We start from the raw sequence: 14,750 nt of genomic DNA on the forward strand, positions 1-14,750 counted from the left end.
GCAGTGAAAGAGGCTATGGAAAAAATAAAGAAAGCAGAAGAAAATGCCAATAACATTGTTAATGATGCTAATACAAAAGCAAAAGAAATACTTTCTGAAGCCAAAAAGAAATCTTTAAAACTCTACGATGATACTATACAAAAGAATAAGGAAGATTTTGAAAAAAAATTGAATCAGTCTGTTTCAAATTTAAAAGATGAGTTAAGCATAGAAATAGAAAATGCTTTAACTAAAGCAAAAGAGATAACAGATAGTGCAAAAAAGAATGGAACGGATGTTGCAAATAAGATATTAGATGAATTGTTAAAGTAAGGTGTTAAAATGGCTATATTAAACATGAGTAGATTTAATTTAATAGTATTTGAACATGACAAGAAAGAAATATTGAATTCATTACAAAATTTCAGAGAAGTAGACTTTAGACAAAGTGATATAAAGGAATTTGGATATGACAATTTTCTTTCAAGTGATATAGAAGGAATTGAAGATAATATTTTTAAATTAGATCAAGTAATAAAAAAATTAAGAAAGTATGAAAAAGCAAAAGGAGCACTAAAGAGTCTAAAAGACGGCCAAAAGACTTTTACTTATTCAGAACTTAAAGAATTTACTAAAAATCATGACTTTAAAAAAGTCGTAGATGAAGTAACAAAATTACAATTTGATTATGATGCAAATTTAAAGACTATTGAAAATGCAAGAATAAAGATACAAGATTATACACCTTTATTAGAATTAGATATATCTAATAAGGAAATACACAGTTTAAAACAAGTATTTTGTAATATAGGTATGATACCAACAAAGTATTTAAGTAATTTAGAAAATGATGAAATATATTACGAAGTAATAAATAAGACTGTAAAGGAAAGCTTAGTTTGTATTGTTTCAAAGAATAATAATAAAGATTTAGTAAAAGAAATATTGAGAAAAAGTAATTTCAATAAGCTAAGTCTTAGTTTAGAAAAGAAGCCTTGTGAATATATCGAAGAGTTTAATAAAGAAATCGAAGAAAAGACTAATTTAAACAACGATATAGTAGAAAAATTCAAACAATATGCTGATGATATCGAAGATTTAGAAGTATGTTATGAATACTATTGCAATGAAAAATTAAGAGAAATAAAGAGTGAAGGCTTTGGAAAAACTGATGAATTAGTAGTATTGGAAGGATTTATTCCAACTGAAAAGGAAAATGAATTTAAAAAACAAATTGAAGATGTATGTAGTAACTACTATTACCTAACAATGGAAAAAGTTGCTAAGACTTCAAATGATGCACCTATAAAATTAAAGAACGGTAAGTTCTCAGATGCATTTGAAGGTTTAGTTAAAACATATTCAATGCCAAGCTATAATGAAATAGATCCTACTCCATTAGTAGCACCATTCTATTGGCTATTCTTTGGTATGATGGTAGCAGACTTTGGATACGGATTATTAGTTACAATACTATCAGGTTTAGTTCTTAAAACTTGTAACTTAAAGGAAGCAATGAGAAAGAATGTTAAATTCTTCTTCTACTTAGGATTTTCAATAATGCTTTGGGGAGCAATATATGGATCATACTTTAGCTTGCCACTAGGTATACCTGGTTTAATTAATCCAACAACAGACTATAACACAATATTGAAATTATCAATTGTTATCGGTTTAATTCATGTATTTGTTGGACTTGGTGCTAAAGCATATATGCAAATAAGAGATGGAAAACCTTTAGATGCCTTTTATGATGTAGGATTATGGTATTTAACTTTAACTACTGTAATATTACTACTATTAGGAAAGTATATGGGATTCAACCCAATAGCTATGAAGGTAATTAAATATATAATGATACTTTCAATGATAGGTATAATCCTAACTGGAGGTAGAGAAGTTAAAAATATAGGTGGAAGAATAGGTCTTGGAATTTATTCATTATATGGAATATCTGGATATATGGGAGACTTAATATCATATGCACGTTTAATGGCTCTAGGTTTATCAGGTGGATTTATAGCATTATCAGTTAACCAAATTTGTGCGATGGTAGGATTTAAACCAGCTACAATAATATTTGTAATTATCATCTTTGTGTTTGGACAAACATTTAACATACTATTATCACTATTAGGTGCATATGTGCATTCAGCAAGACTAATATATGTTGAATTCTTTGGAAAATTCTACGAAGGTGGAGGAAAAGAATTTAAAGATTTTAAAATAGACGAAAAATATATTAACATAAAAGAAGATAAATAATTAGGAGGAAGTAAAATATGGAAGCTTTAAAACAAACAGGTGTATTTTTTGGAATGTTAGGGATAGCATTATCAGTAATTTTAGCTGGTATGGGATCAGCTAAAGGTGTAGGTATGGTTGGGGAAGCTGCCTCAGCAGTTGTAATAGATGAACCAGAAAAATTCGGTAAATCATTAATACTTCAATTACTACCAGGTTCACAAGGATTATACGGATTTGCAATTGGACTATTAGCACTAGGTAAATTAAGCAATGAATTAACTACTTTACAAGGATTCTTAATCTTAGTAGCTTGCTTACCAGTAGGTATAGTTGGATATTATTCAGCAATAGCACAAGCAAAAGTATCAGTAGCAGGAATTACAATCTTAATTAAAAATGAAAGTCAACAAATTAAGGGAGTTGTTTATGCAGTTATGGTTGAAATATATGCCCTATTAGCATTCGTTATTTCATTCATACTAATCAGTAGATAATCGGAGGAGAAAGTAAAATGGGAAATTTAGAAAGAATAACAGCTAAAATAGTAGAAGAAGCTAACGAAAAGGCTAATTTCATTCTGAATGATGCTAAAAACCAATCTGAAGATATTTTAGTAAAAGCAAATATTAGAGCTAATGATGCTGTAGAAGAATTAAAAAAAGAATACGACTCAAAAGAAAAAACAGAATTAGATAGAGTAAGATCTAGTATTGCATTAAAAAGTAGAAATACTATACTTAAAGCAAAACAAGAATCAATAAGCTATATATTTGATGAATTGTATAAAAAGATTAAAGGACTTCCTTTAGACAAAATGAAAGAATATATACTTAAAACATTAAGTGGAAGAACTTTAAAAGAAAATGAAAAATTAGTATTACCTAAAGAATATGAAGGAATGGATTTAGGAATAGAATATGTATTAAGTGATAAAATAGATACAGGATTTTTAATTGAAAAAAATGGAATTTATGAAAACTATACTTTGGAGGCTTTAATTGAACTTAAAAAAGATGAAATTGAAGCTCAAATACAAGAAAATATATTTTTCTAGAGGGGGTTTTTGATGATAGACAGAATGAATTATGTTCAAACTGCAGCCAGAGTAAAAGTAAAAGAAAAAAAATTACTAAATAAAGCAAAATTAAATCGTATGATAGATGCAGACAGTGCATTAGATATACTTAAAATATTAAGCGAAACTGACTATAGTAAAAGTATGGCAGGGGTAAGCGATAATAATTCATTTGAAGAAATTTTGAAAAATGAATCAGAAAGAGTGTATAAGTTTGCAACTGATGTAGCTAAAGATTGTCAAGATTGTGTTAAAGTATTTAAGCTAAAAGGTATATTTCAAAATTTAAAATTAACCTTGAAGAATAAGATAAAGGGTGAAAGTGTAGAAGAAATTGATGAAGAATACCTTGGTGAATATGATTTAGCAATGAAAGAATACGAAAAGAATAAAGATGTACAAGCTGCGGTTATACTACTTGATAGATTGTATTTTGAAAGATTAGAAAAGCTTTGTAAGAAGTTAGATCTTGAAATATTAAATGAATACTTTAAACTTAGTCTTAATTCATATAACTTATTAACTTTTTTAAGACTTAAAAATCAAAAAAGATCATATAAATATGCAAAGTTCTGTATATTTTTTGATGATGACTTGTTAAGAATATATGAACAAGATTCAAACTATATTGCATCATTGGAAAAATATTTCGATGATAAAAATATGTGGTCTTTATACCAAAAAGATCAAAAGATATCAGTTATAGAAAAGGTATTGGAAAATAAGGTTGTTGAATTAATAAGAAAATACAAAAATATCAATTATGGTATAGAACCAGTAATAACATATATACTAGCAAAAGAATATGAAATGAAGGCTATTAGATTAATAATGACAGGTAAGATTAATAAGATACCTAATGAGGTAATAAAAGAAAGATTGAGGGAAATTTATGTATAAATTAGCAGTAATTGGTGACAAAGATTCAATAATTTCCTTTAAAGTATTAGGTGTTGATATATATCCTGTAGATTTTACAGAAGATACTGAAGAATTAGCTAACAATATTAAAAAAGTAATAGAACACCTAGTATATAAGGGATATGGAATAATATTTATTACTGAAGAATATGCAAAATATTCTAAAAATGTAATTGATAGATACAAAGGACAAACACTACCTATGATTACATTGATTCCAAGTAATAGAGGAAGTTTAAATATTGGAATGAGTAAAATTGATGAAAATATTGAAAAAGCAATAGGTACAAATATATTATAGGAGGAAAGTTTTGAAAGTCGGTAAAATAGTAAAAGTTTCAGGACCCTTAGTTGTAGCGGAAAACATGGACGAAGCAAATGTGTATGACGTTGTTAAAGTTGGGGAAAAGAAACTTATAGGTGAAATAATAGAAATGAGAGGCGATAGAGCTTCAATCCAAGTCTATGAAGAAACAGCTGGAATAGGACCTGGAGAACCTGTAATTTCAACAGGAGAACCTTTAAGTGTTGAATTAGGACCAGGATTATTAGAAAATATGTTTGATGGTATTCAAAGACCACTAGATATGATTAGAGAACAAGTTGGAGACTTCTTAGAAAAAGGTGTAGAAGTAAAGCCATTAAATAGAGAAAAGAAATGGACATTTAAGAAATTAAAAAATGTTGGTGATAAGGTAAGTACAGGTGATATTTTAGGAGTAGTACAAGAAACTGAAGTAATAGAACATAAAATAATGGTTCCATATGGAGTTGAAGGTATTGTTGAAGACATTAAAGAAGGTGACTTCACAATAGAAGAAACTGTTGCTGTAGTCGCAGGAAAGAATATATGTATGTTACAAAAATGGCCAGTACGTCGTGGAAGAAGATATAAGAAGAAGATAAACCCTACAGAACCATTAATAACAGGACAAAGAGTTATAGATACATTCTTCCCAGTAACTAAAGGAGGAACTGCCTGTGTACCAGGTCCATTTGGATCAGGTAAGACTGTAGTACAACACCAATTTGCAAAATGGGGAGATGCACAAATAGTTGTGTATATCGGATGTGGTGAACGTGGAAATGAAATGACAGACGTTTTAATGGAATTCCCAGAAATTATAGACCCTAAGACTGGACAATCACTTATGAAAAGAACAGTCTTAATTGCAAATACTTCAAATATGCCAGTTGCAGCCCGTGAAGCTTCAATATATACTGGTATAACAATAGGTGAATATTATAGAGACATGGGATATTCAGTTTCAATAATGGCAGATTCAACATCAAGATGGGCAGAAGCATTAAGAGAAATGTCAGGTCGTCTAGAAGAAATGCCAGGGGACGAAGGATATCCAGCATATCTTTCATCAAGAGCAGCAGAATTCTATGAAAGAGCAGGAAAAGTAGTATGCTTTGGTGAAGGAGATAGAATAGGAGCATTAACAGTTATAGGTGCTGTTTCACCTCCAGGTGGAGATATATCAGAACCAGTATCACAAGCAACACTTAGAATAGTTAAGGTATTCTGGGGACTAGATTCAACATTAGCATATAGAAGACACTTCCCAGCTATAAACTGGTTAAATTCATATTCTCTATACCAAACAAAAGTAGACGAATGGATGGATCAAAATGTTTCTAGTACTTTCTCTAAGAGAAGAAAACAAGCTATGAAACTATTACAAGAAGAATCAAATTTACAAGAAGTTGTTAGATTGGTAGGTAAAGATACATTATCACAAGAAGATCAATTGAAATTAGAAGCTGCTAAGAGTATAAGAGAAGACTTCTTACAACAAAATGCCTTCCATGAACAAGATACATTTACATCATTAGATAAACAAGATAAGATGTTAACTATGGTTCTAGATTACTATAACGAATCAGTAAAAGCTCTAAAAAATGGAGTATATCTTGGAAATCTATTAAATTTACCTATAAGAGAAAAAATAGCAAGAGCAAAATATGTAGATGAAAAAGAAATATCTAAGTTAGATGATATTATTAAATCAATACCTAAAGAAATTGAAGGTTTAATTAGTGCAGTTAAGGAGGAAGTATTATGATAAAAGAGTATCAAACAATTAAAGAAATTGTTGGTCCTTTGATGACTGTTACTGGTGTAGAAGGTGTAAAATACGAAGAATTAGTTGAAATAGAAACACAAACTGGTGAACACAGAATGGGTAAAGTCTTAGAAATTGATGGAGATAAGGCAGTTGTACAACTATTTGAATCAGCAGCAGGAATTAATATGAAAAATTCAAAAGTTAGATTTTTGGCAAAACCATTAACTTTAAGAGTTTCAGAAGATATGATAGGTAGAGTATTTAATGGATTAGGAAAAGAAATGGATGGAGGTCCAAAGATAATACCAGAAAAGAAATTAGATATTAATGGTATGGCAATAAATCCAGTATCGAGAGACTATCCATCAGAATTTATACAAACAGGAGTTTCAGCTATTGATGGATTAAATACACTAGTTCGTGGACAAAAATTACCAATATTCTCTGGAAGTGGATTACCACATGCAGAACTTGCAGCACAAATAGCAAGACAAGCAAAAGTATTAGGAAGTGGAGAAAAGTTCGCCGTTGTATTTGCTGCAGTTGGTATAACTTATGAAGAAGCTGAATTCTTTATAGACGACTTCAAAAAGACAGGATCTATAGATAGAGCAGTATTATTCATAAACCTTGCAAATGACCCAGCAGTTGAACGTATTGCAACACCAAGAATGGCACTAACTTGTGCTGAATACCTAGCATTTGAAAAAGGTATGCATGTTTTAACAATAATAACAGACTTAACAAATTATTGTGAAGCTTTAAGAGAAATATCAGCAGCCAGAAAAGAAGTACCAGGTAGACGTGGATATCCAGGATATCTATATACCGATTTATCAACACTTTATGAAAGAGCTGGTAAAATTAAAGGTAGACCAGGTTCAATAACACAAATACCTATACTAACAATGCCAGAAGATGACAAAACACATCCAATTCCTGACTTAACAGGATATATAACAGAAGGGCAAATAATCTTAAGTAGAGAATTATACAAGAAGAATATTATGCCACCTATTGATGTATTGCCATCATTATCAAGACTTAAAGATAAAGGAATAGGGGACGGTAAAACAAGAGAAGACCATGCAGACACTATGAACCAATTGTTTGCTGCTTATGCAACAGGTAAGGAAGCTAAGGAATTAGCAGTAATATTAGGGGAATCTGCATTATCAGATACAGATAAATTATTCGCAAAGTTTGCTGAAAGATTTGAAGAAGAATATGTAGGTCAAGGATTTGAAGAAAATAGAACTATAGAACAAACATTAAATTTAGGATGGAAACTATTAAGAATATTACCTAGAACAGAATTAAAGAGAATTAGAGATAAATATCTTGAAAAATATCTTGATAAAAAGGAGGATTAGTTAATGGCAAAGCTAAATGTTAATCCAACAAGAATGGAATTAAGTAAGCTTAAAATTAAACTGGTCACTGCTATAAAAGGGCATAAATTATTAAAAGATAAACAAGATGAACTTATGAGAATTTTTATTGAAATGATAAAAAAGAATAAGGAAGCAAGATCTAAAACAGAAAAAAAAGTTGAAAAAGCTTTAAAGAACTTCCTTTTAGCTAGGGCAATAATGACTGATGAATCATTTAATGAAGCAGTTTGTATGCCTAAGATGGAATTTAAAATAGACGTATCAAAGAAAAATGTTATGAGTGTTAGAATTCCAGTTTTATCACTAGATGAAAATTTGAGTAATCCAGATTTAACTGATATATATCCATATTCATATGGTAGTACATCAGCAGAATTAGATGATGCAGTTTATGAATTGAATAGTATAATGCCAGATTTAATAAGATTAAGTGAATTAGAAAAATCTTGTCAATTAATGGCAGATGAAATTGAAAAGACAAGAAGAAGAGTAAATGCACTAGAATATATGACTATACCTCAATTAGAAGAAACAATCAAGTTTATACGTATGAAGTTAGATGAAAATGATAGAGCAAGTACTATACGGTTAATGAAGGCTGGAATAAATTAAAAAAAGGAGCAGAGATGCTTCTTTTTTTATGGTTTAAGTTTTGTAATAGGCACAACATATATTCCATCTTTTCTCTTGTAGGCATAAGGTGCTGTTGCACATAGTATTAGTAGGAAAGATGGTTTTTTCATACGTGTTGTATCTATCTCTATAATGATAAATAGTCCCATCTAAAAAGTCTGCATATATTCTTAAATCTCTAATACATAAATTTTTAAATAAAAATCCCATAGTATTTAAGTCATCTAATAGATCTTGTGGTCCAATTCCTATATAAATATTTTTTTATTTTTCATTCCAGTATTTGGCTGTTTTTCATTCAAGTATTTGGCTATAATTTTTTTAAAAAATTTTTTTAAAAAACATTTGACAAAACAAATAAAAGGTGCTAACATACAATTGTTAGCAGATAAAGATGTTGAGTGCTAATAAAAAAAGGAGTGATATATATGGATAATAAATATACGGAAAAAGCTACATTGGCGTTGTCAGAAGGTCAAAATTTTGCTAAGAAGTATTCTAATTCAGAGTATAAGGTAGAACATTTACTATTAGCATTAATTGGACAACCACAAGGCTTAATACCTAATATATTAGAAAGAATAGGTTATGATGTAAATAAATTACAAAAAGAATTAATGAATAGGATAGATAAATTTGCAAAGGTAACAGGGGGTAATTTAAGTGTAAGCCAAGAATTATCTAATGTTATAGTCGATGCACAAAGATATATGGAAAAAATGGGAGACCAGTATATAAGTGTGGAACATTTATTCTTATCTATAATGGATAATACAAAAATATTAAAAGAACTAGGTGTGGATAGACAAAAGTTTGTTAATATCCTAGAAAAAGTTAGAGGAGGACAAAAGGTTATGAGTGAAAATCCAGAAAATACATATGAAGTACTAGAAAAGTATGGTAAAGATTTAGTAGAACTTGTAAAACAAGGTAAGATAGACCCTATTATTGGACGTGATGATGAAATACGTAGATCAGTTCAAATATTATCAAGAAGAAATAAGAATAACCCAGTATTAATTGGTGAACCTGGTGTAGGTAAAACAGCAATAGTTGAAGGGATTGCATGGAGAATAGTAAAAGGTGATGTTCCAGAAACATTAAAGGATAAAAAGATATTCAGCCTAGATATGGGTGCATTAATTTCAGGTGCTAAGTATAGGGGTGAATTTGAAGAAAGATTAAAAGCAATAATAAATACATTGGAACAATCAAAAGGTCAAATTATACTATTTATAGACGAAGTGCATAATATAGTAGGAGCTGGTTCTAGTGAAGGAAGCATGGATGCTTCAAATCTTCTAAAGCCTATGCTTGCAAGGGGTGAAATAAAGGTTATAGGTGCTACAACATTAGATGAATATAGAAAGTATATTGAAAAAGATGCAGCACTAGAAAGAAGATTCCAACCAGTATTAGTTGAAGAACCAACAGTTGAAGAAACAATTTCTATACTCCGTGGTTTAAAAGAAAAATTTGAACAATTCCATGGTGTAAGAATAACAGATAATGCATTAGTAGAAGCTGCAAAGCTTTCTAGTAGATATATTTCAGATAGATTCTTACCAGATAAGGCAATAGACCTATTAGATGAAGCTTGTGCTAAGTTAAAAACAGAAATAAATTCTATGCCAACAGAATTAGATGAATTAATTCGTCAAGTAACACAATTAGAAATTGAAAGACAAGCCTTAAAGAAAGAAGATGATGAAGCTAGTAAGAAAAGATTAGAAGACCTTGAAAAAGATCTTGAAGAAAAGAAAGCTACTCAAAAAGAAATGTTAGCTCAATGGGAAAAAGAAAAGAATAAAGTAGTAGAAATTAAGAAATTACAAGGTGAATTAGAAAAAGCAAAACTTGACTTAGATGAATATAGTACAAGAAATATAGACTATGAAAAAGCAGGGCAATTAAAATATCAAATAATACCACAAATAAAAGAAAAATTGGAAGCTTTGAAGAACAAGAATGAACAAAAAATGGTAAGTCAAAAGATAACAGAAGATGAAATAGCAGAAGTTATAGCTGCATGGACACATATACCAGTTACAAAACTTATGCAAGGTGAAAAAGAAAAATTATTGAATCTTGATGAAAAGATAAAAGAAAGAGTAGTAGGACAAGACGAAACAGTTAGAAAAGTTTATGAAACAATTTTAAGATCACGTGCTGGATTAAAAGATCCTAATCGTCCAATAGGTTCATTTATCTTCTTAGGACCAACAGGTGTAGGTAAGACATATCTTGCTAAGACATTAGCATACAATCTATTTGATGATGAAAGCAATATGATAAGAATTGATATGAGTGAATACATGGATAAATTTAGTACATCAAGATTAATAGGTGCTGCTCCTGGTTATGTTGGATATGAAGAAGGTGGACAATTAACAGAAGCTGTTAGAAGAAAACCATATTCAGTAATACTATTTGATGAAATAGAAAAAGCTCACCCAGAAGTATTTAACCTATTATTACAAGTGTTAGATGATGGTAGATTGACTGATAATAAGGGTAAAGTTGTAAACTTTAAAAATACTATAATAATAATGACATCTAACTTAAAAGAAGAAGATTTGAAACATTACTTCAAACCAGAATTTTTAAACAGGGTTGATGAAATTACAGTATTTAATAGTTTAACTAAAGATAATGTTGCTAAGATTGTTGAAAAAGAAATTAATGAATTGAATAAATTATTAATTGATAAATTTATTACAATTAAAGCAGATAAGAATGCTATAGAATATATTGTAGATAATTCTTATGACAAAGAATATGGTGCAAGACCAATTAGAAGATATGTACAACGTAATATAGAAACTGATTTATCAAAGATGTTATTGGAAAACAGAATACCTAATAATTCAACAGTTGTTATTGGTGTTAAGGATAATAAGTTGGAATATATTGTTAAGTAAAAACGTTAAAAATGTGTATGGATGTATCTGTACACGTTTTTTTGTAAATATAAATAAAAAAAGAAAAATGTTTACATAAAAAGTAAATAAGAGTATAATAAACTAATCAATAGAAAATAAAAGAGGTAGAAAATGAAGCTTAAAGAATTTTTGTTGTACGTTGTATTGTTTATAAAAAAAGTAATATTTATATGTACTTTAATAGCACCAATGTTTATTGTAAATAGCCTATTTTTAAAAGATATAAAATCAATATGTTTTTTTATAGTAATTCAATTTATACTATATATTATTGATGTTATCTTTGGATATCTTTCTGAACTTTTTATGGAAAAACATTTAGAAGAAAGGAAATTAAATTTAATAGATACACTTATTGATAAAATAACAAAACAATCTAATGATAAATTTAAGTATAGAGATAAATATATATCATGGATAATAAATGATATGAACATTTTAAAATATGAATATTTTAAACCAAAAATAGAAATATTCTTTTTAATTTTTGAAATAGTTATATATCTACTAGGATTGATATATTTTGGAGTTGCATTTTTTATCGTAAATATATTAGGAACATTATTAATTACCATATATACAAGCAGCAAGTCTAAAAATTATAGTAATGTAAATAGTGATATTTCAAAACTATCTGAAAATAAGACAAAATTTATAACTAATTTATTTGATAATATATTTACTTTTTGGTTTTCAGGAGATATGAAAATCTTTAAAGAAAAAAATGTGGAATACAATGAAGTATTTCTAGGTAAAATGAAGAAAGTTATAAAGCCATTATATATTTTTTTAACACAAAAAAATATACTTTTGATACTGATTCAAACTATAAATATAATACTTGCAATTTACTATATTTATAAAGGTAAAATAAGTTTAGGAGCATATAGTGTCATAGGTAGCTTTTCAGGATATTTAACTAATACCTTTAATCTAATTATTCAAAACTATGTTTCAATAAAAAAATCTAAAGAAGTACTTAAAAGATATGATGAAGAACTTATTAGTGAAAAACAAGGAGAAGTTGTTTTATCTGATATAGATACAATAGAATTTAAGAATATATTTTTTAAGGATGTATATAATAACTTCAATTATACCTTTGAAAAGAATAAAAAATATTTGATTATAGGAGAATCAGGCTGTGGTAAATCAACTTTAATGAATTTAATATTAAAAAATATTGAAGATTATACAGGTGATATATATATTAATAATCATAAATTAGAGGGCATAAATAAATATTCGATATATAAAAATATTGAATATATGAATGCAGATAACTTTATTTTTTATTCTACTATAGATAATAATATTAGTATGTTTGATGATGAAATAAATAAAAATAAGGTTAATAATATATTAGAAAATTTAAATTTAGAGAATAGAAGTGAAGAACTTACTGAAAATGGTGTATCTTTAGGACAAAAACAAAGAATAAATTTAGCAAGAGTCTTATATATGGATAAACCTATTATCATATTAGATGAAGCGACATCAAATTTAGATAAAAATAATAGAGAAAGAATAGAAAATATGTTCTTGAATTTAAATAAAACAATAATATTTATAACACACTATTATGATGAGAAATTTATAAAAAATTTTGATGAAGTACTTTTACTAAAAAGAGGTGGTAAATATGAAAGACATATTGTTTCAAAATGAATATATAAAAAAACTAAGATTAAAGAATTTTTTAATCTCAATCTTATACGTCATACTATCATTGATTAATGCATTAATACCACTATCTTTAATTAAAGTATTAGATTATATAATACAAAAAAAGGTTAAATTTGCAATTTTTGCAATGATAACAGTATCAATACTGTATATATTACTTGTATGCCTTAAATCACTAATTGAATACAGTTCAGTTGTTGTAAAAGAAAGAAATAAAATAGAGATAATAAGGGTTTTAATTAATAAAATTTCAAAGCAAAAAACAAGTTCAATTGATACAAATAAATATTTGTCATGGATATTTAATGATGTGGAAAGCATAATAAATTTGTATATTACAAATTTATTCAATCTATATGCATGTATATCAATGCTAATATTCTCTATGATATCAATATTATATATAAATAAATATATTATGGTTTTAGTTATTGCACTATCTATAGTATCTTTAGCTATTCCTAAAATTTTTGTTAAAAGATTAAAAATTGTTCAAAAAAAATTAAATGATTCTCAAGAAAAGCATTTATTTAAAATAAAGAATTTTTTATTAGGTATGATATATTTTATATATAATAATAAAAGAAGTAAGTTTATCAACCTAATTAGAAAAGAAAATTTAAAATTAAAAGAAGCAACAATATTAAATTTTAAAGAAAATGATATATATGAAAGTATTATGAATTTATTTAGTGTATTATCAAAATTTTTAATCAGTGCTGTTATATGTATCCTAATATATTTAGGTAAGGTTAGCTTTGGTACATTTTTTGGAATTGTAAGTATATATAATAATTTTTTAAATTCATTTTTAACTTTATCAGGAATTGTTGGAAGAATAAAGGTTGGTAAATCTATATTCGATAAATTTGATCTAGAAGTTTTAGAAGAAACTGAAAATAGAATAAAAATAGATAAGATAAATAGTATTAGTATGGAAAATGTATCAGTTGCTAATAAACTTAAACCATTAACAACATCATTTCAAAAAAGTAATAAATATAGTATTGTTGGAGAATCTGGTAGTGGTAAAACTACATTAATAAGAACAATATTAGGTTTTGAAAAATATGATGGTAATATTTTAGTAAATGGTATAAATATTAAAAATATAGATATGAAAAATGTATATAATGAAATTGACTATGTTAATGATGATAAAAATATATTGTTAGGAAATATATATGAAAATATATCGTTGTTTAAGCAATATAATAAACAAAAGATTGATAAGATATTAAATCTTTTAAATTTAACTCATTTAAGTACCTATGATATTTTATCTAATGATAAGTTGTCAACAGGAGAAATTGCTAGAGTAAAATTAGCAAGGTTGATATATGATGATAAGGATATATTGATTTTAGATGAAGCTTTAGCAAATATTGATGTAAAAAATAGAGATATTATTAATAATTATTTATCTACAACAAATAAAACTATTATTGAAGTAACACATCATTTAGATGAAAAATTAAAATATAATGTGATAGCATTAAAGTAAAATACAATTCTGCAATACTTATACCTTTCCAAGCAGTTACGATACCATTGATTTCACTATTTGGTAAAGAACATATGTTAAATATAGTAGGTTTAATATTTATGTATTTAGGATTTGGTTCAAGCTTATCAATTTTTTATACCACTACTTAAACCAAACACAGTAATAGCTGCTATATTAAATACTATTTGGATTGTGAAATAAAAAATGGCGAGAATGTACTGACCCCAAAAAGTTGGACAAATAATTTAACTTACTAATAAGGATTGATTTCTGTAAGAAGCAGGAGTTAAT

At 27.3% G+C, this 14,750-nt stretch carries 12 protein-coding genes; all 12 read left to right on the forward strand.

Annotated elements, in window-relative coordinates; genetic code table 11:
* Window positions 1–3: 3 nt before the first annotated feature.
* Window positions 4–312, forward strand: coding sequence for a hypothetical protein (locus tag IMK15_RS05215; protein WP_192942145.1), 309 nt, complete (start codon window positions 4–6; stop codon window positions 310–312).
* 9 nt (window positions 313–321) lie between these two features.
* A complete protein-coding gene (locus IMK15_RS05220) occupies window positions 322–2,244 on the forward strand; it encodes a V-type ATP synthase subunit I (RefSeq protein WP_192942146.1) in 1,923 nt (640 codons plus the stop codon).
* Window positions 2,245–2,261: 17 nt separating this feature from the next.
* The gene (locus IMK15_RS05225; RefSeq protein WP_046328349.1) at window positions 2,262–2,720 is read left to right on the forward strand and encodes a V-type ATP synthase subunit K; all 459 of its coding nucleotides are present in this window, start codon (window positions 2,262–2,264) and stop codon (window positions 2,718–2,720) included.
* A 17-nt stretch (window positions 2,721–2,737) separates the two neighbouring features.
* Window positions 2,738–3,280 carry a V-type ATP synthase subunit E gene (locus IMK15_RS05230; RefSeq protein WP_046328350.1) on the forward strand — a complete coding sequence of 181 codons (543 nt, stop codon included), beginning with the start codon at window positions 2,738–2,740 and terminating at the stop codon, window positions 3,278–3,280.
* Between the two features lie 12 nt (window positions 3,281–3,292).
* On the forward strand, window positions 3,293–4,201 hold the full coding sequence (locus IMK15_RS05235) for a V-type ATPase subunit (RefSeq protein WP_192942147.1): 909 nt from the start codon (window positions 3,293–3,295) through the stop codon (window positions 4,199–4,201).
* The gene (locus tag IMK15_RS05240; protein WP_046328352.1) at window positions 4,194–4,523 is read left to right on the forward strand and encodes a V-type ATP synthase subunit F; all 330 of its coding nucleotides are present in this window, start codon (window positions 4,194–4,196) and stop codon (window positions 4,521–4,523) included. Before IMK15_RS05235 ends, IMK15_RS05240 begins: the two co-directional genes overlap by 8 nt.
* Window positions 4,524–4,533: 10 nt before the next feature.
* On the forward strand, window positions 4,534–6,294 hold the full coding sequence (locus IMK15_RS05245) for a V-type ATP synthase subunit A (protein WP_084710335.1): 1,761 nt from the start codon (window positions 4,534–4,536) through the stop codon (window positions 6,292–6,294).
* On the forward strand, window positions 6,291–7,670 hold the full coding sequence (locus IMK15_RS05250; RefSeq protein ID WP_046328353.1) for a V-type ATP synthase subunit B: 1,380 nt from the start codon (window positions 6,291–6,293) through the stop codon (window positions 7,668–7,670). The genes IMK15_RS05245 and IMK15_RS05250 overlap by 4 nt, the downstream gene beginning before the upstream one ends.
* 3 nt (window positions 7,671–7,673) lie before the next feature.
* On the forward strand, window positions 7,674–8,303 hold the full coding sequence (locus IMK15_RS05255; protein ID WP_046328354.1) for a V-type ATP synthase subunit D: 630 nt from the start codon (window positions 7,674–7,676) through the stop codon (window positions 8,301–8,303).
* Window positions 8,304–8,752: 449 nt separating this feature from the next.
* Window positions 8,753–11,245 (forward strand): ATP-dependent Clp protease ATP-binding subunit, encoded by a 2,493-nt coding sequence (locus tag IMK15_RS05265; RefSeq protein ID WP_192942148.1) that lies wholly within the window; start codon window positions 8,753–8,755, stop codon window positions 11,243–11,245.
* A 132-nt stretch (window positions 11,246–11,377) separates the two neighbouring features.
* The gene (locus tag IMK15_RS05270; protein WP_192942149.1) at window positions 11,378–12,934 is read left to right on the forward strand and encodes an ABC transporter ATP-binding protein; all 1,557 of its coding nucleotides are present in this window, start codon (window positions 11,378–11,380) and stop codon (window positions 12,932–12,934) included.
* On the forward strand, window positions 12,909–14,456 hold the full coding sequence (locus tag IMK15_RS05275) for an ABC transporter ATP-binding protein (RefSeq protein ID WP_046328357.1): 1,548 nt from the start codon (window positions 12,909–12,911) through the stop codon (window positions 14,454–14,456). The genes IMK15_RS05270 and IMK15_RS05275 overlap by 26 nt, the downstream gene beginning before the upstream one ends.
* The last annotated feature ends 294 nt before the right edge of the window (window positions 14,457–14,750 follow it).

The organism is Sneathia sp. DSM 16631, from assembly GCF_014892235.1.
Lineage (GTDB): Bacteria > Fusobacteriota > Fusobacteriia > Fusobacteriales > Leptotrichiaceae > Sneathia > Sneathia vaginalis.

Bases quoted from the DNA above. Each gene is read 5' to 3' on its own strand.
- IMK15_RS05220 (WP_192942146.1), top strand. From the start codon at position 322: ATGGCTATATTAAACATGAGTAGATTTAATTTAATAGTATTTGAACAT.
- IMK15_RS05235 (WP_192942147.1), top strand. From the start codon at position 3,293: ATGATAGACAGAATGAATTATGTTCAAACTGCAGCCAGAGTAAAAGTA.
- IMK15_RS05270 (WP_192942149.1), top strand. From the start codon at position 11,378: ATGAAGCTTAAAGAATTTTTGTTGTACGTTGTATTGTTTATAAAAAAA.
- IMK15_RS05275 (WP_046328357.1), top strand. From the start codon at position 12,909: ATGAAAGACATATTGTTTCAAAATGAATATATAAAAAAACTAAGATTA.
- IMK15_RS05230 (WP_046328350.1), top strand. From the start codon at position 2,738: ATGGGAAATTTAGAAAGAATAACAGCTAAAATAGTAGAAGAAGCTAAC.
- IMK15_RS05255 (WP_046328354.1), top strand. From the start codon at position 7,674: ATGGCAAAGCTAAATGTTAATCCAACAAGAATGGAATTAAGTAAGCTT.
- IMK15_RS05265 (WP_192942148.1), top strand. From the start codon at position 8,753: ATGGATAATAAATATACGGAAAAAGCTACATTGGCGTTGTCAGAAGGT.
- IMK15_RS05225 (WP_046328349.1), top strand. From the start codon at position 2,262: ATGGAAGCTTTAAAACAAACAGGTGTATTTTTTGGAATGTTAGGGATA.
- IMK15_RS05240 (WP_046328352.1), top strand. From the start codon at position 4,194: ATGTATAAATTAGCAGTAATTGGTGACAAAGATTCAATAATTTCCTTT.
- IMK15_RS05250 (WP_046328353.1), top strand. From the start codon at position 6,291: ATGATAAAAGAGTATCAAACAATTAAAGAAATTGTTGGTCCTTTGATG.